14 protein-coding genes and 6 pseudogenes are annotated in these 19,744 nt (G+C 68.5%); 6 read left to right on the forward strand and 14 right to left on the reverse strand.

Annotation, left to right across the window (positions count from 1 at the left end):
* Positions 1-91: 91 nt before the first annotated feature.
* From ACIPEK_RS44150 to ACIPEK_RS44160, 3 genes and pseudogenes are all read right to left on the reverse strand, one after another.
* A pseudogene (locus ACIPEK_RS44150) lies at positions 92-652 on the reverse strand (transporter); the annotation flags it as partial.
* 230 nt (positions 653-882) lie between these two features.
* On the reverse strand, positions 883-1,947 hold the full coding sequence (locus ACIPEK_RS44155) for a PQQ-binding-like beta-propeller repeat protein (RefSeq protein WP_402008269.1): 1,065 nt from the start codon (positions 1,945-1,947) through the stop codon (positions 883-885).
* A 540-nt stretch (positions 1,948-2,487) separates the two neighbouring features.
* Positions 2,488-2,979 (reverse strand): DUF6262 family protein, encoded by a 492-nt coding sequence (locus tag ACIPEK_RS44160; protein WP_402008285.1) that lies wholly within the window; start codon positions 2,977-2,979, stop codon positions 2,488-2,490.
* 201 nt (positions 2,980-3,180) lie between these two features.
* Here ACIPEK_RS44160 and ACIPEK_RS44165 point away from each other — a divergent pair, with 201 nt between their 5' ends.
* Positions 3,181-3,564: a hypothetical protein gene (locus ACIPEK_RS44165; RefSeq protein WP_402008271.1), complete on the forward strand. Its 384-nt coding sequence runs from the start codon at positions 3,181-3,183 to the stop codon at positions 3,562-3,564.
* Here ACIPEK_RS44165 and ACIPEK_RS44170 read toward each other — a convergent pair.
* The 3 genes and pseudogenes from ACIPEK_RS44170 to ACIPEK_RS44180 all read right to left on the reverse strand — a co-directional run.
* Positions 3,561-5,684, reverse strand: coding sequence for a tyrosine-type recombinase/integrase (locus tag ACIPEK_RS44170; protein WP_402008273.1), 2,124 nt, complete (start codon positions 5,682-5,684; stop codon positions 3,561-3,563). The genes ACIPEK_RS44165 and ACIPEK_RS44170 overlap by 4 nt on opposite strands.
* A complete protein-coding gene (locus tag ACIPEK_RS44175) occupies positions 5,681-6,859 on the reverse strand; it encodes a tyrosine-type recombinase/integrase (RefSeq protein ID WP_402008275.1) in 1,179 nt (392 codons plus the stop codon). The genes ACIPEK_RS44170 and ACIPEK_RS44175 overlap by 4 nt, the downstream gene beginning before the upstream one ends.
* A gap of 123 nt (positions 6,860-6,982) precedes the next feature.
* Positions 6,983-7,210, reverse strand: a pseudogene (locus ACIPEK_RS44180) (transporter); the annotation flags it as partial.
* A gap of 1,102 nt (positions 7,211-8,312) precedes the next feature.
* Between ACIPEK_RS44180 and ACIPEK_RS44185 the strand changes: the two are divergent.
* Positions 8,313-8,555 (forward strand): annotated as a pseudogene (locus ACIPEK_RS44185) (protein kinase family protein); the annotation flags it as partial.
* Positions 8,556-8,658: 103 nt separating this feature from the next.
* Here the strand turns inward: ACIPEK_RS44185 and ACIPEK_RS44190 are convergent.
* From ACIPEK_RS44190 to ACIPEK_RS44210, 5 genes and pseudogenes are all read right to left on the reverse strand, one after another.
* Positions 8,659-8,985: pseudogene (locus tag ACIPEK_RS44190) on the reverse strand (transposase family protein); the annotation flags it as partial.
* An 82-nt stretch (positions 8,986-9,067) separates the two neighbouring features.
* Complete coding sequence (locus ACIPEK_RS44195; protein WP_402008276.1) at positions 9,068-11,023, reverse strand: glycoside hydrolase family 15 protein; 1,956 nt, start codon at positions 11,021-11,023, stop codon at positions 9,068-9,070.
* Between the two features lie 115 nt (positions 11,024-11,138).
* Positions 11,139-11,906, reverse strand: a complete 768-nt coding sequence (locus ACIPEK_RS44200) for a methyltransferase domain-containing protein (RefSeq protein WP_329832170.1) — start codon at positions 11,904-11,906, stop codon at positions 11,139-11,141.
* A complete protein-coding gene (locus tag ACIPEK_RS44205) occupies positions 11,903-12,406 on the reverse strand; it encodes a hypothetical protein (RefSeq protein WP_402008287.1) in 504 nt (167 codons plus the stop codon). The genes ACIPEK_RS44200 and ACIPEK_RS44205 overlap by 4 nt, the downstream gene beginning before the upstream one ends.
* 2 nt (positions 12,407-12,408) lie before the next feature.
* The gene (locus tag ACIPEK_RS44210) at positions 12,409-13,674 is read right to left on the reverse strand and encodes a molybdopterin-dependent oxidoreductase (RefSeq protein ID WP_402008289.1); all 1,266 of its coding nucleotides are present in this window, start codon (positions 13,672-13,674) and stop codon (positions 12,409-12,411) included.
* Between the two features lie 370 nt (positions 13,675-14,044).
* On the opposite strand from ACIPEK_RS44210, the gene ACIPEK_RS44215 reads away from it, so the two are divergent.
* The gene (locus tag ACIPEK_RS44215; RefSeq protein ID WP_329832171.1) at positions 14,045-14,488 is read left to right on the forward strand and encodes a GtrA family protein; all 444 of its coding nucleotides are present in this window, start codon (positions 14,045-14,047) and stop codon (positions 14,486-14,488) included.
* Between the two features lie 73 nt (positions 14,489-14,561).
* Here the strand turns inward: ACIPEK_RS44215 and ACIPEK_RS44220 are convergent.
* Positions 14,562-14,840 (reverse strand): annotated as a pseudogene (locus ACIPEK_RS44220) (IS5/IS1182 family transposase); the annotation flags it as partial.
* Positions 14,841-15,432: 592 nt separating this feature from the next.
* Here ACIPEK_RS44220 and ACIPEK_RS44225 point away from each other — a divergent pair.
* A complete protein-coding gene (locus ACIPEK_RS44225) occupies positions 15,433-15,828 on the forward strand; it encodes a hypothetical protein (RefSeq protein ID WP_402008279.1) in 396 nt (131 codons plus the stop codon).
* 399 nt (positions 15,829-16,227) lie between these two features.
* Positions 16,228-17,760 carry a hypothetical protein gene (locus ACIPEK_RS44230; RefSeq protein ID WP_402008281.1) on the forward strand — a complete coding sequence of 511 codons (1,533 nt, stop codon included), beginning with the start codon at positions 16,228-16,230 and terminating at the stop codon, positions 17,758-17,760.
* A gap of 301 nt (positions 17,761-18,061) precedes the next feature.
* On the opposite strand, the gene ACIPEK_RS44235 is transcribed toward ACIPEK_RS44230, so the two are convergent.
* Both ACIPEK_RS44235 and ACIPEK_RS44240 read right to left on the reverse strand, forming a co-directional pair.
* Positions 18,062-18,751 (reverse strand): DUF6882 domain-containing protein, encoded by a 690-nt coding sequence (locus ACIPEK_RS44235; protein ID WP_189282391.1) that lies wholly within the window; start codon positions 18,749-18,751, stop codon positions 18,062-18,064.
* Between the two features lie 267 nt (positions 18,752-19,018).
* On the reverse strand, positions 19,019-19,420 hold the full coding sequence (locus ACIPEK_RS44240; protein WP_402008283.1) for a transposase: 402 nt from the start codon (positions 19,418-19,420) through the stop codon (positions 19,019-19,021).
* Between ACIPEK_RS44240 and ACIPEK_RS44245 the strand changes: the two are divergent.
* A pseudogene (locus ACIPEK_RS44245) lies at positions 19,404-19,650 on the forward strand (transposase); the annotation flags it as partial. The gene ACIPEK_RS44240 and the pseudogene ACIPEK_RS44245 overlap by 17 nt on opposite strands.
* Positions 19,651-19,744: the final 94 nt, after the last annotated feature.

The raw sequence follows: 19,744 nt of genomic DNA on the forward strand, positions 1-19,744 counted from the left end.
CTCAGCCGAAGGCCGCCTGCACGTACGGCAGTTACCAGTCCGAGTGATCAAGTACGACGAGTCGTTCGACCTCCGAGGTTAAAGATCAAGCTAGCCCGGTCACGTCCCGGGTAAAGCCGGGCGCCAGGTCCACTGCCGTCGGATCCGCCTTCAGGTAGACCAGCACCTTGGCCTGCTGCGGTGGTATGAGGCAGGCGAAGTTCCGCAGCCTGATAGGCCCGGTACTGCTTGCGCTGTACCGGGTGACGCCATCTCCGAGACCGACGAGGGCCTCGTCGACCGCTGCAGCCAGCTCGGCCATCGCGCCGCCCTGGTGCCGACCCGACGGCGCCCCGGTCGTACGGCGGCGTACCCACTTGGCCTCAGCCGAGTGCCCCGTGACCGAGGCCGAAGTGGTCGCTGCCGAAGTACCGGTAGCGGACCAGGTCGATCGAGCGCTGGTGCTCACGTACGGCGTGCGCGTCGTATCGGGTGAAGTCGCCGGCCACGCAGATCAGCCGAGGTGCGCTCCACAGGATCTGGGAGGCGGCCGTCGCCCCGAGGCGGCCGCGAACCAGGTTTCGGATGGCGTCCTTGTGGCTCATCAGCCAGGCCATGTAGAAGAGGCCCTGGTTGATGACAGGTCAGCGTCGGTACCGCGCTTGTACTCGACTTTACCGACCGCAGGAGCTCGTGAACCGGCTCTGAACTGCGACGACTCATAGACTACATGTCCGCGACGGGGAGTTGTGGCCGTTGTTGGGGCTCCCTGGAAAAGGCTCTGGTCGACATGCCGGGACGGTCACGATCGCCGCCCCTGGCCATCACGGATCGGGGCGGAAATGCTCTCGTCATGCTCGTACGGGGACCGACTCCGTGCTGCTCGCGGCCCTGGCCTTCGTGTCAGCGCAACCGGAACATCTGGACCGGATGCCAGGTCGCTTCACCCCAGCGCGCAACGCGGACCAGGTGCTGGTCCCTATCGAGGTAATACCGGCCGCGCATACCGGCCTGGTATCCATGCAGCCGACGCACCGCAGTCACCGCGCCGGTGGCGCCGTTGAGCTGGTGAACATGGACGGTTTCGTCCGGCCCCTCCGAGGATTCCCACTGGCTTACCGCCACGACGCTGTCGCCGAGCGAGAAGACGCCGTGGATCGTTCCCTTGGACTGCCACGTCCAACGCGGCGTTCCGTCATCAAGGGCGAACGCGGTCAGATGGTCCCTGTAGGCGCCCAGGGGACGGACCATGACAACCAGCAAGTCCCGCACGGCCGTCACGGGCCGGTCGTCCAGCAGGCCGTACGCGGACTCGACGGACTCGACGCGCAGCTCACCGTGTGGGCCGTGGACCGGTATCCGGGCCGTCGGCCGCCCTTCCTCGCCGTCGAGGACCAGCAGCATCTCTTCCGGCGCGCGGCGCCCCTTTCCCAGCACGTGGATGGCGAGGGGATCCTCATGCAGCAGGTGGACCTCGCCGACGGGTCCGTCGGTGGACGGCCTGCTCTCCCATCGGATGGCGCCCTCGGCGGCGTCGAGGCACCGGACGGTGACGTGGCCGTCGGCGAGACCGATCTGGACGATGCCGTGCCTACAGACGGCAAGCCGGCCGTCGCCCTTCAGGGGTGCGATCGGCGGCCAGACGGTGTTCCCGCTGTGCAGAGCGTGGGCCGTGGGACTTCCCTGTGCCAGGACGACGGCCCGGTCTGGGGCAAGTGCGATGGCGCCGACGAATCGGTCATAGTCGTACCTCCACGGCTCGTTGCTGAAGTCATAGGGAACGGACCACAAAGCGTTGCCGTCTTCGGTGCTGATAGCGGTGACGGTGCAATCGGCGCCCCAGTCACCCGGGCCGTTCTCGTCGGCGTGGACGACCAGGCCCACCCCGCTCGCGGCCGTGCGGCTCATGGCGAGAAGCAGCCTGCGGTCAGGAGCGATCCAGGACCAGCGGGGTTCACCGGTTTCCACGTCGTATCCGTGCAGCCCGTCCGGACGTCCTCGGACCACTAGTCCCGCCGTGCACCAGCCGCCCACGGCGTCGTGATTCTTGCCCGGGGCCCCTGGTACTTGCCAGGCGGGTCGCACCTGCCGCAGGCGTCGCTTTCTGACCCGCTCCGTTGCCATCGCTCCCCCGGTGATCGACGGATGTCCCCAACAGGCTCAAGATTATGCGTGCCTTGCACCGACCATGCCGTTTCTCCGAACGCAACCGGTAGACGAAACGCTTCAGGCACTTCGACCACAACCATGTCGTCCGCTTGGGTGAACCGGTCGAGCACCCATCCGGTCGCCTTCGGAAGGGAGAGCTGTTCCACCACGGACATGACCTGCACATTCCCATTCCATACAGCTGATCATCCCGAACGGCGATCGTGACCGTCACGAAATTCCGCCCAGACCCATTTTCAGAGAGCCCCAACACTGTTGCTGTAACTCGCCTGGGACGTCTCATGGGACGGCCCGTCCACCGGGAGGGAGGACGGGCCGTGAAGTGGCTGGGCGGGAGGATCAGGACTCCGGTGCCGGTTCGGCGATGCGGGCTTCGAGGTCGGCGACGCGCCGGTCCTGGAAGCGGAGGTTGGCGCGGGCGGCCTTGAGCCGTTCGTCGAGAGTGCGGTTGTCGGCCGTCAGTTGCCGGACGCGCTGTTTGAGGGTGGTGTTCTCGGTCGTGATCCGCTGGATAGCGCCCTCGGTCCATTCGTCCTGCAAGTCGCGTATCCGGCCCAGGAGTTCGCCAATCCGAGTGCGCTGGGTGAGGATCTCGGTGTGGGCGGCCTTGAGGGCGTCCTCGGAGTTCAGGGCGCGTTCGCGCCAGGTCGCCTCGCGTTCGTCGCCCTGTTCAGCGAGCGTGCCGGATTGGTGTTCGCTGGCCTGCGTCATCGCTGCGGCGACTGCGGCTCTGGCCTCGACGTTGTCGTAGAGGAAGGTACGCGAGACGTCCGCTCGGCGGGCGACGGCGGCGACACTGACCTGGGCTTTCTCGCGTCGGAGCCGGGCGATGGCCTGGAGGACGCGCTCAAGGGTTGCGGCGGCGGGCGGCCAAGGCCGCCGCGGTGCGGGGTTCGGGAACGATGGCGGTGTTCATGCGGCTTCCTGTTCGGGGTCGTCGCCGTCGGCTGTGCGCGTATCGCTGTACTCGTCCGGCTCGTCGCTGCCCGCGTCGGCGAGGTCGGCGGCGCGGAAGGCGGTGGACCACACGCGATGGAAGTAGTCCTGGGGTTTGCGCAGGTCCAGGGCGAGGGCGTCGTCGAGGAGGCCGAGGCCGGCCAGGGCCTTTTCCAGGCCGTCGATGGCGCGGGCAGTGGGCTCGAAGTAGCGATGGAGGTAGTCGGCGGTGGCGTCGTCGGGGGCGCCTTCGGCCAGCAGCCGCCACTGCTCGCGCTTGCGCCGCCAGTAGAGCAGGTCGGCGCCCGAGAGGACGAACTTGTCGCAGTTGTGGCAGTCGAGGCTGAAGGGGCAGGCGCCGCCGTCGACGACGGGCTGGAAGGTGCAGAATCCGCCCTCGGCGGGGGTGCTGCGGCGAGACAGGTCGATGGCCAGGGCCTGGGCCTGCTCGCGGGTGAGCGGGGTGGTGTCGCCGGTTAGGGGTTCTCCGGGGTGGGCGGTGCCGGGTCCGGCGACTGCTGGAGGACGTTGTCCAGGTCCGACTGGGTCAGGTGGACGTAGTGCTCGGCCATGCGGTCGGAGACCTGGCCGAGGTAGCGGCGGATGTGCGTCAGGCTCGCGCCGTGCCGCAGCAGCCGGGTGGCCAGGGTGTGCCGGGCCTGGTGGGCGACGTAGTGACCGCCGAGGTCAAGGTCGGCGATCCAGCTGCGGAAGCCGGTGTGGAACCAGGTGTAGGACAATGCGCGGCGGCCGTCGGGGTTGAGGATGTCGGTGGGGAACAGGGCCAGGTGAGCGCGCTCGGCAGCAGTGGGTGGGCGGCCGGCGTGCCGGTCGGCGAACCGGGTCAGGGTCTTGCGGCGGCGTTCTTCGAGCCGGTCCAGAAGCGGGTCGGGGATGCGGACGGCCGCGTTCAGGTTGCCGACCTTGGTCTGGTCGTGCCAAAGCAGGGGCAGCCCGCCGTAGCGGCCGACGCAGTCCAGGCGGAGCTGGATGACCTCGCTGGCGCGCCGGCCGGTGACGATGATGGTCTCCCACATATCCCGCAGGCCCCGGTCGTGCGGGTCGTAGCCGTCGGCGAGCTGCTGCAGGTTGGCGTCGTCCGCAAGCGCCCGGGCGACTTCGTCGGGGAAGGGGTTGCGGCTGCGGGGCGTGCCCGGGCCGCCGACCGGCATGGCGGCGATGAAGGCGCGGTCCAGGCCGATTCTCTCGGCGCTGCCGCTGTCCAGCGCGCCGCGCAGCAGGGCCCGGCCGTAGTTGAACACCATCCGGCGCGAGTTCTCGGTGACCTTCGCCCTTTTGCCGTCCAGGCGGGCCTGGCCGCGGAAGGCCATGCCGAGGCGTTCGCGGTTGCGCAGGTCCGCAACGAAGCGGTGGACGTGCTCGCCGCGCAGGACGGACGGGTCGTGGCCGCCGCCCGGCGCCTCCGCCTCCAAAAACGCGGACAGTTCGGCGCCGGCGCGGCGCACGAAGTCCACCGGCTGCGCGCTGCGCGGGCAGGTGGGCGAGCGCAGCACGTCGGCGATGTGATCCCACAACAGGTCGCGTAGCCACCGCTGGGTGATGCAGGTCAGGTCGACGTAGCTGGAGCGGTGGGGGAAGCGCACCCCGAAGTGCTCGGTCTCGATGTAGCCGGCATCCCGGGTGTCGGAGGGGGTGAAGTAGATCTTCCGCAGGGCCTGTTGCACCTCCTGGACCATGCGCTGGTGGTAGGCGCGGCGGAAGACGGACGCATCCAGGCCGGCCAGGGACGCCACGTCGCGGCGCTGGCACTCGTCCGCGAGTGACTGCACCCACGTCAGGTGCCACACGGCGACGGGCTGCAGGCCGTGGACATACATGCCCCACTGCAACTCCGCCCGCAGCAGAGGCCGCAGCCCGCGCAGGTTAACCGTTCCGGTGCGGTGCACCGGCAGCTGTGCGCGGCACCAGGCACGGAAGGCGACTTCGTCCTCGCAGGTCACCGGGACAGGGCGACCACGGCGCTCGTAGCTGGAAAAGAAGTTCTTCGGCAGCGTCGCCCTGCCCGGCCGCCCGGCCCGGATGTAGCCGCGCTCGTGCGCGCCGCACAACCCCAGCGGCGAGGCGGCCAGTTCGTCGCACACGTCCGCGCGGCACTCACCGTAGCCCGGCAGCGACGGCTGGTCGGCCAGCCACCGCTCGAACTCCCCCTCGTTCAGAAGTCCTTCGGGGTGCCGCTTCAGGTGGCTCAGCCACCGGTTGCGGTGCCGGAAGCACAGCACCAGCTGCAGGCTGAAAGCCGGACACTGCGGGCAGATCCGGCACATCATCGCCTCCGGCATCTCCGTGGCCGGCAGCGGCTCCGCGGTCCGCAGGAACTGAGCCCGGCTCATGCCGCACGCCTCCGCCTCCTGCCACTGCCCGGCGTGCACCGAGCACATCGCGTAGCGCCGCCAGCGGGGCCGCTCGCAGTCGACGACCGTGCAGCTCCACGGATAGACCGCGTGCGTCGGCGGGATCTTCAGCACCCCGCCGCGCAGCACCGGGTCGAACTCGGGCCCGTTCATCAGCGCGGTGAGCACCTCCAGCCGGTCCCGTCGCGTGCGGGCATCCTGCTGCGGCAGCAGCGACGGCGCCGTCACTTCGTCTCACCCCAGACCGTGCGCAGGGCGGCGTCGAAGACCGGGTCGTGGACATCGACGTGTCCGTAGACCTCATCCACCATCGCGGCCGAGGCCCAGCCGCCGGCGTCCCGGGCGATCAACAAGTTGCCGTCGGCGGCGTCGAGAACCGCAGACGTGAACGAGTGCCGAAAGGAATGGGGTTTCACCAGCCCCAGACCGGCGCGCTTCCCGGCCCGGCCGAGCATCCGCCGGGCCCCGACCGGCGCCCACGGCTGTCCGGTATCGGCGCCATGCAGCTGGACCAGGAGCATGCCGTGCCCGGCGCCGCGCGGGTACTCGGTGGTGACGTAGTCGAAGTAGGCGTGCACCATCGCGGGGCTGACCCGTTTGATCAGCCCGCCGGTCACGACGCCGTGCTCGACCCGCCAGGGGTGCTTGCTCTTGGCTTCGGCGCGGTTCGGATTGCCGGGCCGGTGGCAGACGTGCAGGTGAGGGGTGCGGCACTCGCCGCAGGCCGCGTTCTCGCGTAGGTGCAGGTCGACCAGGTGGAGTCCGCAGAGCTCGCCGATGCGAAGCCCGCCGTCGGCGAGCCAGGTGACCACCAGCCGGTCCCGGGCGGCGTTCACCGTCTCCAGCAGCCTCTCCCGGGCGCCGTCCGGAAGCATCTTCGGATGCCGGCGGTGCGGACCCTTCGGCGCCAGCGGGTTGGTGGGCAAAGACGATTTCACATGCCCGAGGAACGAACGTCGTCGGTCCACCCGCGACGGCAGCCTCGACTTATCGAGCTTCTTGCCGAGCTCGCCGTTGATGCCGAGGGAGGACTGATGTAGGTAGAAGCCCTTCAGGCACGCCGCCGCGGTCGACAACGCGGAGCGCCCGTAGGGGCGCTTGCCGACCCGCCACGGCTCGCCGAGCGGCATGCGGACCTCGGCACCGACCATGCGCATGTACCGTTCCAGGTCTCGTAGTTGGACTGCGGCGAAGGCCAGGCACTCCCGCTCCAGCCACCGCAGATGGTCCACCAGCAGATACGCGTACGTCCTCTGCGTTCCCGAACCATCGTGCAGACGCAGGAACCGGTCCGCCTCCGCATGGACCGTCCCCTCGGGCCACACGATCGTCCACGACCGCTGCCCGTCCTTCCGCTCGATCCGCTGGACCCGCAAGTCCCCGACCACCACATGCCGTGCCACTCGTCCTCCGTACCGACTCCAGAACATGACAGACGTCCCGGACACGGTCGGTAAACAAGCCCGGGACGACCTGGTCACAGTCCCAGACGGACATCACGGGCAGGACTACCTGCGGTCGGTAGACTCGACGATGACCGGCGACCCATTCTCGTCGAGACCGAGCGAGTCGATCCGGCCGTCGCGAACCGGCCCGGTGCTGTACTCGCTCACCAGGAAACGGACGGCCAGCAGCGTCGCCATGTGCGCCTCGACGAGACCCTGCACATCCGCCTCAACCTCAGCAAGACGCGGCATGACCTCCGTCTCGCCGCTGTTCGTCGTGTTCGTACGGAACAACTTCAGGCCCGACACCTTCCCCTCCTCGGTTCAGAGATCATCAACGCCGGGTGGGCACAGGATTGTTTCCGTAAGCGGCCTCAGGACCATGAAAGAAGTGTGTGCACGGATCGCTCTCCCGTACCCACTCGACCTTCCGCAGGGCTGCCGCATAGGAGACCCCGCCGGGGCCTACCGCTATCCAGCACCCACCAAGCACGGTGCGGGTTACGAGGGCTGGTGACAGGTGAGGACGGTTCGGATTGCCCAGCTCTTTTCCAGCGCGGGGAAACTGGAAGTCCAACTCCAGAATATTGGGACCCTTACGACCTGCAAGTTTGTTGGATTTGCGTCGTGGTGCGACATCGCGCCAGTCGCTGAAGTGGGACTCCATCACCACGGCCAAAATGCGCCATCCCCATCAGGAGCGGCTGCGGCATCGGCACGACGTCGATCGGAGAGCTGGGCAACATAGCCCGGGAACGCCGGTTGGCCAAACCGGCGTTCCTGCGCACGATGGATACCTCGTCGTCGCCTCGAGCAGACAACTTGATGCCTCGTCGAGCGGAGAGCCACTTGTGTCCGCAGAGATCGACCCGTTCACCGCGTCAGAACGCGTCACTACCCCAGGAGCCGCCGCGTGAGCCCAGTAACCGCCGATGCACATGCCGGGAATGCCGCGTACAGCCCCATGCGCATCCGTGCCACCTGGGGTGGAATCAGCAGCGTGGCAGAGGCTTCCAAAGTCTTCGGGTTCTCCCGCGCAAAAGGCTATGACCTCGTCCGCCGCGGCCAGTTCCCGTGCCGCGTGCTCCAGGTCGGCCGTGGGACGCGCGTAGTCACCGCCTCCCTGCTCCGCGTACTCGAAAGCGGAGAGCCCGAGTACAACCCAGCCAACGGCCGACACTCCCCCGCCCTCACGCCATAAAGCCACGCCTGAGCACGGCGGATCTCCGGCTAGTGCTGGTATTCACCACGGCCTGACGACATCAACGTGCTACCGACCCGCGAGTCGTGGGGCTACACGCTCACCCTGCCCGACAGCACGGCCGTGATCGGCAGTCTCACTCTCGACCTCAAGCGAGCCCGGGCTCCCCATTGCGCCCACCAATAACCGCGCCGAATAGTTCACGCGTTCGACTCCAGGCTCGGCGAGGTCGTGGCCGCCGCCGACCCGCTCGGGTCCGGCATCGGCGGCAGGTCGGCGGAGCTGGACATCGACGGCAAGCGGGATTTCGTCGAGCGGATTCCCCTGACGGGCACCGAGATGCGGCTGGAGAGCGCGCGGTCGACGGCAAACCTCTTCGGATCGCCGATGTTCTACCGGTATGGGGTGGGCTCGGCCTGGTTCGGGGCCTGGCGAGAGATGGCCGTGCATTCTCCTCGCGCACGAGGGCGCACCGGCGGCGGCGTACCGAGGCGCCCAGGGCACTCCGGGAGACGGTGTTGGGCACCGCCATGACCGCGTCGAAAGTATCCGGGGGAGCCGGGCGGCCGCATAACTCCTTGACCACCCCCGAGACCTGGCTGGTCAGACGCGTGGTGCGGCGCTGAAGGCGCTCGATCAGCCCAGGGACCTGCTCGCGGAAGGTCTGCCGCCGGCAGCCCAGGACCGGGCAGACCAGACGTCGTACCCGGACGTTGACCACGACCCGGCGGCCATCGACCGGCACATCCGCAACCGTCCGGACGTGGTATCCGTGCACCTTCCCCGTCGGCACCCCGCACATCGGGCAGGGAAAGGGAACATCCCTGGTCCGGGCCAAGGCCCGGATCACCTCGCCGTCGTCCGCCACATCATCGATCACCAGTGCCGGTGGCCCTCAAAACACCGTTGCCACAAGGGAGTTGGCATCAACGTCAACGACGCCAGACACCTGCCGTCACCACCCACTAAGGAACAGAGCCGTTGATCGACACTCCCCCTGAAGGCGTACACGCGGCAGTCGTCCATGCCGGGGACCGGTGTTCGGTTCCTTGCGGTGCGGGTTGCTGCCCGGCATCGCGGATGGCGCGGGCGGCGTTGATGAGTCCGATGTGGCTGAAGGCTTGAGGGAAGTTGCCGAGGGCCTCTCCCGTGACGGGGTCGGTTTCCTCGGCGAGCAGGCCGACATCGTTGGCGTGTGCGAGGGCGGTCTGGAACACCTGCCGTGCATGGACGACATGACCGGTCAGGGCGAGAGCCTGGGCGAGCCAGAAGGTGCACAGCAGGAAGGTTCCTTCCGCTTCCTCGATCTCGTCGCCGAGGTAGCGGCGGACCAGGCCGTTGCGGTCGGTGAGGTGGGTGGCGACGGCCAGCACCGTCGACAGAACGCGCGGGTCGTGCGGAGGCAGGAAGCCGACGATGGGCAGCATCAGCGCCGATGCGTCCAGCTCGTCACTGCCGAACGCCTGGGCGAAGGCCCCCAATCCGGCGTTCCAGCCGCGCTCTTCCACTGCTTGGCGGATGTTGTCCCGCTCATGCCGCCAGTGGGGCAGGCGTTCGTCGGCCTGAAGCGCCGGGGCCATGGCAATGGCGCGATCCAGGGCGACCCAGCACATCAGTTTCGAGTGCAGGAAGTGTCTGCTCGGTCCGCGCCTCTCCCAGATGCCCTGGTCGGGCTCGGTCCAGCGACGGGCGGCCGTGTCGGCCGCCTCGACCAGGAAGGCGCGGGTGGGTGGGTCCAGGCGCTCTCCGGTTGGGAGGGTCTCGTGGGCGGCGTCGAGGAGTTCGCCGTAGACGTCGAGCTGGCGTTGGCGCCAGGCGTCGTTCCCGGTGCGCACGGGGGTGCTGTCGCGCCAGCCGGCCAGGTGGGGCAGCAGCCGCTCGCTGAGGTCGTGTTCACCGCCGATGCCGTACATGATCTGCAGGTTCACGCCGCGGTGGAGCTGGGTTGCCGCGGCGCGGGCGAGAAAGCCGAAGAACTTGTCCTTCTCCTTCTCGCAGGCGGCGGTGGCGAGTGCTTGGAGGGTGAAGCTCGCGTCGCGGACCCAGGTGTAGCGGTAGTCCCAGTTGCGTGTGCCGCCGGGGCGTTCGGGCAGTGAGGTGGTGGCCGCGGCCACGATGGCTCCCGTAGGGGCGAAGGTCAGCCCCCGCAGCACGCGTCCGCTGTGTGCCACCTCTTTCTGCCAGGGGCCAATGTAGCCCCGGTGCTGCCGGGACCACGAGCGCCAGCCCTCGGCGGTGTCGTTCAGGCGCCGCCGGACGCGCCCCGCCCGCCAGCGCACCGGCTCGCTTCCCCACGCCGGCCCGACATGCAATGCGAAGCCGAGGCGGTCCGATGCCCGCAGGGTGAACCGGCCGTGCGCGGTGGAACCGCTTACCGTCAGCTCGACGGGGCTGGACAACAGGAGCACGTGGGCGCCGCCGTACGCCGCGAGCCCGCCCCGGACCGGTGTCAGGAGCGGATGGATCAGCCCGAACTCCGGGCGTGGCGCGTAGGCGATGTCGAGGGTCACTTGTCCTTCGGTGCAGGTGACCTGACGCAGCAAAATTCCAGGGGAGGCCTCGCCGAGTGCGTGTCCGCGCTCGCGCCGTCCCAGGGCGAGCGCGTCGCGTACAACTGCCGTGCCTCCAGCTGCCCGGAAGGTCGTCTCCAGGACGAGGGTCTCCTCGGCGTAGCGGCGGCTGACGTCGGCGGGTCCGGCGGTACGGATGGACCAGTGGCCGGCGTCCTCGTCGAGGAGCCGGGCGAAGATCGCCGGGCTGTCGAAGCGGGGAAGGCACAGCCAGTCCACCGAGCCCTCGGAGGTGACCAGGGCGGCCGAGCGGCAGTCGGACAGCAGGGCATGGTCACCGATCGGTCGCGCGCTCACCGACCGCAGCCCGTCTGCCCCGGACTCGGCCAGGACGGTCTGAGCCACCGCCATCGGGGCAGGCCCACATCAGGTGCCGGTCGGTGATCCATCACAACCTCCCTGCGCAGCGGACTGACCTCACTCAAGCGGCACCATCGGCGGGCCGGACCTCCCGCCGCCGTTGTTGTCATGGCGGAGTGCCACGATCCGGCGAGGCCCCCTGTTCGTTAGTCACCGGAGCCCGACCGATGTCCTCGCAACCGGATCGCCGATCCCGCGTCGGTTGGGACGCCCCCCGGGCAGTGCACTGAGGGCTCAGTGCAAGGAAACTCCGGTGATCGCCCTGCCACTCGTCGGTGACGCCGAGGCCGAGTTCTGCCGCGATGCGGCGGAGCGCCGGTGCGCCGAGACGTGCCCAGGGAAACGGCGGACCCCGATGGCCATGGGTGTCTTCCACCCATGCGGTACAGCGCTCTGCGACGTCGATCGGCTCGACCTCGACGAGCAGGACACCCGTCGGTGCGATGAGCTGTGTACACCGTCGGAGCAGGGCCCGGGGGTCGCCGCCGATACCGATGTTCCCGTCGGCCAGCAGGAGGGTCTGCCAAGCTCCCTCACCAGGAAGGGGGGCGAACACCGACCGGCACAGTGCCGTCCCACCGAGAGCGATGGTGCGGGCGACCGCCCGCGGGGCAACGTCGATGCCGACGGCGAAGATGCCCTGGTGCAGGAGTGCACTGCACAGCCGGCCCGGCCCGCAGCCGACGTCCAGGACGGGGCCGGCGCAGCGCTCCAGCAGGGTTTCGTCGGCCCTGGTGGGTTGTGCGTACCAGCGGTGCACCGGCAACCAGGTCCACCGTCCGTCCGTTAGCCGTAAGTACACCGGCCCGCCGCCGGTCCGCAGGGCCAGTGCGTAGGGGTCCTGGCGTGCGGGTCGGTTCTCCTCGGTCGTCACGGGGGGCCGTTGGGGTCGGGCGGTGGGCGTTCCTCGTCGGCGCGGGCGGCCCGCCGGACGCGGCGAAGCCTGATCGCGAAGGCCACTGCGGAGGCGGCGAAGAGCACGCCGGTGATCGCCAGCCATCGGCCGAGGTAGACGTCGTAGGACAACCCGGTGTAACCGGGGTAGGGGACCGCCAGTCGGAAGATGAGGGGGAACCAGACCAGCAGGAGCAGACCGGCCAGGAAGGCGGGGACGCGCAGGTAGTTGATCCACGGCACCGCCGGTCCGACGGTAGCGCGATGCCGTAGTACGGAGAGTGCCGACAACTCGGCCAGCGAGTACAGGGGCAGCAGGATCAGGTCGTGGAGGATGGCGGCACCGACGAACCAGATCGCCACCTCCAGCGGCCGGACGGCGAACAGGCGCACCATGGCGTAGCCGGTGAGGGCGAACGAGGCGATGAGGACGAGAAGGTGCAGGGGGCCGGAGCCGTACCAGCGGACGATTCGTGCCATGGTCACGCCCTGAAGGTGAGCCGGTGGACCCACTTGGTGTTGTTCACGCCGGGGTTGGCCGGGACGATGATGCGGGCCGGGTATCCGTGGTCGAGCGAGAGATGTGCGCCGTTGACGCGGAGGGCGAGCAGCGCTCGGAGGTCGTGGATCTGGTTGCCCCGCAGCACCACTCTGGTGAACGGGCCGGGCGGTTGGATGGATTCGACCAGGACGCTTCCGGCGCCGGACATGCCGGTCATGGCGGCGAGGTCGGCCAGCCGTAGGCCGCTCCAGTGCTGGTCGTCGGTGGACCATCCCTCCACACAGGCGATCGGCAGTGCGGCGGCATGCTGCGGCATGGCCAGGAGTTGCTCGCGGGTGAAGACCAGTGGCGCTCCGCGTCCGTGAACCTCCAGCCGCCAGTCCGGTCCGACGAGCGCGGGAGTGACACCAACGGCCGCCGCCGTCTTGTTGATCTGGAAGCCGTTCGGGCTCCTGCCCGGATCGCGGTTGTGCGGTGCGAGGAGCGCCGTGCCGCGCAGCCGGCCGCCGATGCTCTGTCCGGCGGTCATGACGAGGAGGAGCAGCGATCCCGCTCCCACCATGCCCACCGCGCCGCGGCGGCTCATCGTCGCCGGGGCGGGGGCGGCTGCCACCAAGCCGTCGGGGTCCGGGGGCTCCGGCCGGGTGCGGGCCAGGTCGGTGCGCAGTTCGGCACTCAGGCTGCGAGAGCGCAGGGCACGTGTCATCCGGCCGAGTTTGAGGCATACGTGGACGACGAAGGCGGCGATGAACACCCAGGCGCCATAGAAGTGCAGACGATAGAACGAGCCAGGGAAGACGTAGTAGAGCTGGATGTTGAGGATGCCGGTGACGAACTCGAAGATGACCCCGCCGACCAGCATCAGCAAAGAGAGCCGCTCCAGTCCATGGGCGACGGAGCGCACCGGCAGCCACTCGAACAGCTTGGGGATCACCGACCACAACTTGGCCAGCAGCACCGGCACAAGGACCATGCCCAGCGTCACGTGCACGCCCTGGAGCAGCCGGTACAGCCAGTACGGGTGCGTGGGCCAGCTGAACAGATAGAAGCCCAGCACGCCTTTGTCGGGAGTCTTGTCATTGAGGGGGCTCAGCCCGGGGTTGTAGGAGGCGTAGGAGAGCAGTCCGGTGACGAACAGCAGCGGGATGCCGATCAGCAGCACCAGGCCGAACACCGAGGTCAGCCAGGGCCCGCGGATCGGACTACGCCAGAACCCGGGACGGAACGGCCCCGGTGGCGGGGGCATCTGGCCGATGCGTCGCGCTGTCGCCCGGGTACGTGCGGTGGCAGCCGCCAGAGCAGCCTCCATGCGCTCATGCCACGCCCGCGTGCGCTCTCCGTCCGATCCCCGGCGTTGCGGCCCACCGGACGGTGCCGGACCCGACTGCCGTCCGCCACTTTCCATCGGCCCTCTCCTCCAGTCGCTGAGCGGCCCCTACGACGGGGCGGTGCCATGCCTCGCCCCGTGCCTGACAGACAAGACATTCACAAGCTGACACAGGCCAGGCCGGCTGACCGGGCCTGAGGTGCATGCGGGTGTCTGTCAACAGCCGAACGGCCGAACAACTGCTTCAGGCAGTCCCTCAGGTCCCCGTGCCCCGGGTCATGATGGAAAGGTGCGACGCCGCAGCGCACGGCACAGCGCCTCCGACCGGCCCGGCCACGCCACCCTGACCAGGCAGGCCGGCTGGTTCGCCGTGATCGGCGTCGCCTCCACAGCCGGTCAAGCCCTGCTGTACTGGGTGCTGCGCCACTGGTCGCCTCCTCTCGTGGCCAATCTCGCCTCGCTCGGCGTCGTCACCGTCCTCAACACCGAGGCGAACCGGCGGCTGACCTTCCGCGGCTCTCGGGTCCATGCGGTCCAGGCGCACCTTGCGGCAGGCGCCTTGTTCGTCCTGGCGTACCTGGTCACATCCGGAGCAGTCCTGTTCTTCCACCACTACCGGCCCACCGCCTCACCTGCACGAGAGACCCTGGTGCTGGTACCCAGCTTCGCTCTGGTGACCGTGGTGCGCTTCATCCTGCTGCGACTGGTCGTCGTCCAAGGCCACCGCCGCTGAGTCCTCACACATACGTGCCCGCCACACCGTCAGGAGACCCCGCGAGTGAGAGCCCGCGCGGGTTGGCGTGTGGTCATGGTCTGCGGTTCGGGCGTTCGGCCTGGCGGTGAGTCGTCCATGCCTGTCGGATCAGGCTACGCGCGGTGATGATCGTGTCGGCGAGGTCGAAGAACGCGTCGATGGCAGGGGCGCGCCGCTCGTAGCAGCGGGCGAGGCGGTGGAAGGCGTTCTGCCAGGCGTGAGCGCGCTCCACGTACCAACGCTGGCTGGCCTGGACGGGCGCCTTCTCCCTCTTGTGTGCGACGCGGCCGTGCAGGCCGCGCTCGTTGAGCAGGGCGCGGCTGCGCCCGTTCTGCAGCCGAGATCCTCCACCACGCCTATCCGCGCGAACTCCTACCAGGCCCCGTGCTCTTCGGACCCTGGTCGAACCGTGTCCGATTCGCAAAGGAGCACATCACTGGCCAGCTGGCACGCTTCGGTCGGGCTGCGGTCATGCGCCAGGCATAGGACCGCCTCGAAGTTGAGCAGTGACGGATCGAAACCGGTTCTTCTCGGGTAGAGGCGGAGTGCCGCCTCCTGGACCCGCCGAGCCTGACTTGTGCGGCCAAGGACTGTGAGGGTTCCGCTCTCGTGAAGTCGGAATCGTCTCTCCGGGAAGCCGAAGGCATCGACGTCGGTCGGACCGCCGGGCCCGCTCTGTTCGAAGACGGCGGCGTATCGGAAGGTCTCCTCCGCGCGTTCGGCGTCTCCCAGCTCTGCGGGAGCGCGCGCCTCGGCCGCAGAAGCGGCAGAGCGGGCAGACGCTCCCGCCCGCCAGAGCTCCGGGCGCCCCGTGTTTGCCGCCGGAGCGCGGCACCGTGATGTTCCACGGGCCCGGCCACGGCACTCGAAGCTTGGCGTGCCCGGGAGACCCGGCGGATCCCGGTGTAAGCCATCACCGAGCGGTGGGCTTCCGAGCAGGCCGCCCCCGTTGGCGGTCCGCGCCCCCCATTGGTCCCGCAACCGATCTGTGGGCACTGGGGGCTCTGCTGTACCGGTGCGTCGACGGCCGCGCCCCTTATCCGGAGGAGGACGCGGAGGAACTGCTGACCATGGTGTGCTCCGAGGCGCCCGCGTTCGCCGAGGAGTGCGGACCGCTGCACCCCGTCATCGAGTCGTTCCTGCGCCGAGATCCGCTGCAGCGACTCGCGGCGGAGGAGGCGGAGCGCTGGCTGCGATCGCTGGTGCGGGAGGCTCCCGAACCCGAACTCGCCCTCCCGACCGCCCCGAGCGAGCCGACCTCGCTTTCCACCCGCCGCGCCGGCAAGGCCTGCCGCGCAGTTGTGGTCGGCCCGCCGTGAACCAGCGTGAATTCGTTCGGCGTACACCTGCGAAGCCTGAACCGCCGTGGGTTCGTCCGCCGTTTGCAGGCAGATGGGTCGTCCGAGTGAAAACCTCCGGCCGAGGTGAACATGTCGAAAATGTCCGCTAGATTCCTTGACGGTCCGACGAGTGTTCAGGCGACCGATATCAGGCGTCGTCGGTCACACGTCCGGGAATGCGTGACCGCGTTCGGAAGAGGTGACCTTGGCGCCGCGATGACAGGTGCTGCTCTCGCCGACGGCCTTCGATGAACGCAGCAACCGGTCCCGGCCGCGACCTCTCATGCCACGCGGCACGGTCCCCACAAACCAAGCGCCGCCGGCGGCAGCTTTCGACGCGGTGATCCGCGGCCGGTGACGTGACCACAAGGAGTGAACATGGGTTCCATACCCAGCTTGGTCCGCGCGCTCGCGGCGGCGGTCGTGTGCGCATCGCTCGCCAGTTGTACGACGTCCGGGGCGCGGGAACCTGCAGCCTCCCAACTGGATCCGGCGCTGGGACCCATAGTGGAGTCGAACGCCAGCCCGCCAGTGCATGGCACGCTGATCCAAGCTCCGGCGCTGTCCGGGGCGCAGAAGATCTCGGGGAACGACCGGGTGTACACGGCCGACCAGGATTCCAACACGGTGAGTGTCGTCAATCCGGCGACGAACAAGGTGCTGGGCACGATCGCCTTGGGCAAGCCGCGGTTGAGTCCCAGCGCGGACGTGCTGGGGGCGATGTACGACGGGGAGATCGACGTGCACGGCCTGGGCTTCTCCCGGGACGGAAAGTGGCTCGACGTGATCGACGTGACCACCAACGCCGTCCATATCATTGACACCGCAACCAACAAAGTAGTGCGCACCATGTACGTCGGCCGGGCGCCGCACGAGGGGTTCTTCTCGCCGGACGGCACGCGCCTGTGGGTGGCGGTGCGCGGCCAGGACTACATCTCGGTGATCGACTGGCGGGCCGGCAAGGAGGTCGACCGGATCCACACCGAGGACGGGCCATCGAAGGTGGTTTTCAGCCCCGACGGCAAATTCGCCTACGTCAACCACCTGCGCGCCTCGCGGCTGGACCAGATCGATGTGGCCTCCCACAAGATCATCAAGCGCGTGCAGATCCCCGCGCAGGCAGGCGGGTCCTCCGACGAGGCCATCTCACCCGACGGCCGGGACATCTGGCTCGGTATGCCCACCAACGGCCGGACCACCGCTGTGGTCAATGCACGCACCTTGCGTGTGGAGGCGGTGCTGAACACGGGGCCGCGCACCAACCACCCCAACTTCGTCACGGTCGGCGGCATCGACTACGCCTACATGACCGTAGGCGGACTGAACGAGACCTTGGTGTACCGCCGATCAAAAACCGGGGCGGCGCCCACGCTGGTGAAGACCATCCACAACAACGGACACGGTCCCCACGGCATCTGGCCGAGCCCCGACAACACCAGGATCTACGTCGCACTGCAGAACTCCGACGCGGTCGACGTCATCGACACGAAAACAAACTCGGTGATCAAGACCCTCCCCATCGGCCAGTCGCCCATGGCGCTGGTGTACGTGGCGCGCAGCACTCCGGCCACCAGCACACAAAACCTGGGCCGGCAAGGTCTGGGCATGCGCACGCAGAACCTCCCCCTGCGCGTCTCCGGTAGCTCCGGCCAGGGCACGGCTTTGATCCGGGCACTCCCAGGCCTCAACGAAGTCACCATCGGAGCCACCGGGTTGCCACCCAACCAAACGTTCACCGCCTATGCCAGCGACGGCACCCGCACGACAGCGCTGATGTCCATGATGAGCAATGAGTTCGGCAACATCGACGAAAGCCTGTCCTACTCGTACTTCTTCCCCAACCACTACACCTCCGTCATCCTCAAGCCTGGAACTCCCGCCGGCGAGCATGAGCCGGGCCCGGCAATGTAGCTGCAACCCGGTTGAAGCTCCCCCAAGGCCGGGTAGTTAGCGTTTCTGCTGGTCACACAAGGGATGTTGACGAGGTCTCGACGTGAAGCAACGGAGCTCGTGGGTACAGGCAGTCGTCCAAGACAGCTTGTCCCGCAAGGAGCTCCGTTGCCTGTTCATGGCGTCCCGTCGTCGGCGCTGACGACCATCAGCCGTACGGTGACCGCAGCCGCGGGTAGCCGTGGCCTGACGGTCGCCGCCACGGTTGAGGCGACGGTACTGCCGGCGTCCCGAGGAAACGTTCGACGGCACTGCCCCCGAGTCAGCCGCTGACCGTGAGCCGGATGTTGCCGATCCGCCCCATCCGGTCGAAGGAGACAGCGGCGGCGTTCCCGGTCGGCAGATCGGCGATCAGCCGGTCGCCTTCCACGCGCTGCGGCACCCCGTGGTGCTCGAAGTACCCCGTGACGGCCTGCCGCGGCGAACGCCCGATGAGTGAGACCCCGGCCATGAGCACGCGCGGCAGGGCGACCGGATCGAGCTCGGCGCTCGGCACCTTCGGGTCGTCGGGCAGGAAGTACACCTGGGTGCCGGGCCCGGCGGGCTGCCCGATGTACCCGGGAGTGTTGGCTACCCCCATCCCCGCGAAGGCCAGCATCTCGGCGGCCCGCCGAGGATCGTCGAACCCGGACAGATCGAGTTCCTCAGTGGTGAACTCAGGAATCCCGTGCGCCTGCCCGTACCGTGCCACGGCAGCGGACAACGCCACGACCTCACTCCCACCGAGCCCCGGATTTGCCCAGCCCCACAGCCAGGACCCCCCCTCCATGTCGTACGTCCCAAGGACACCGACCCGTAGCTGCACCTCCCCCTGCTGGTACGAACACGTCGGCAGGTCCGCGCTCCACGGCGCCTCGGGCAGGAACTCCATGAGCGCCTCGAGCTGAGCGGCGCCCCAGACGGAGTGCCGTTCCGCCTCGAGCAGGAACTGGTCGCTGAATCCGTTTGTCATGATCACGAGCGTAGAGGGCGAGACCCAACGACGGGTAGCCTCCCGGGCTCCGTCCCCCCGTCACTTTTTCGTGGCTCCGCAATGGGGCCCGGCCTTCGGGTCCGGCATGACTTCCCCCCTTGTTGTTGATGACAATGCCGTTGCTTTTAGTGGTCGTGCCACCGGTGGTTCAGGGTGACGACGGTCGGTGGGCGGCGGCTACTGGCGGGTTCACCGGGGGCTTTGCTGGCGTAGCCGGTAATGCACGACCGGACCTTGCGAGGGCAATCACGGGATCTTCGGCGGGGCAGCAGGCTGCGGCCGATCTCGGAGAGTCCAAGGCGTCGGTCCCGATGGCGGGCCGAGGGAGGAAAAGCCGCTCGGTGAGATCACCGAGCGACGGACGACGTGCAGGGCCCGGGTGAACGAGGTCCGCTCGGCAGTGCTGCGGTGCAGGCGGGCGGCCTCGTCCAGCAGGTCCCGGGTGGCGTGGTGCACGATCAGGTGCGCGTAGATCTCCTGCCGCACGCCGTCCGGTGTATGAGACCTGACGACCGGCCGGCCGCGTTGATGGGTCTTGATCTCGTCGAAGACGAGCTCGATCTCCCAGCGCCGGGCAGCTCGGTGCCCTGGCAGGCCGGACGAAAAGCGTGACCGGAGGGGCCTGCACGTGATCGACACCAGCGACATCGACGTCTTCCTCGGCCTGGACGTCGGCAAGGGCGAACATCACGCCACCGCCGTCACCCCGGGCGGGAAGAAAGCCTTCGATAAACGCCTGCCCCAACACCGAACCCAAGCTCCGCGAGCTGTTCGCGAAGCTCCAGGTCAAGCACGGAACGGTGCTGGTCGTGGTCGACCAGCCCGCCTCGATCGGGGCCCTGCCGCTGGCCGTCGCGAGGGACATGGGCTGTCCGGTCGGCACTGTCACGTTGACTGACCGGGTGGGATGATCTTCTGGTTGGTCATGCTGGGAGGGGTCGTCCGTGGACAGCGCATCGCCGTCGTACAAGG

It is taken from the genome of Streptomyces sp. NPDC088246 (assembly GCF_044741025.1).
In the GTDB taxonomy this organism is placed as follows: domain Bacteria; phylum Actinomycetota; class Actinomycetes; order Streptomycetales; family Streptomycetaceae; genus Streptomyces.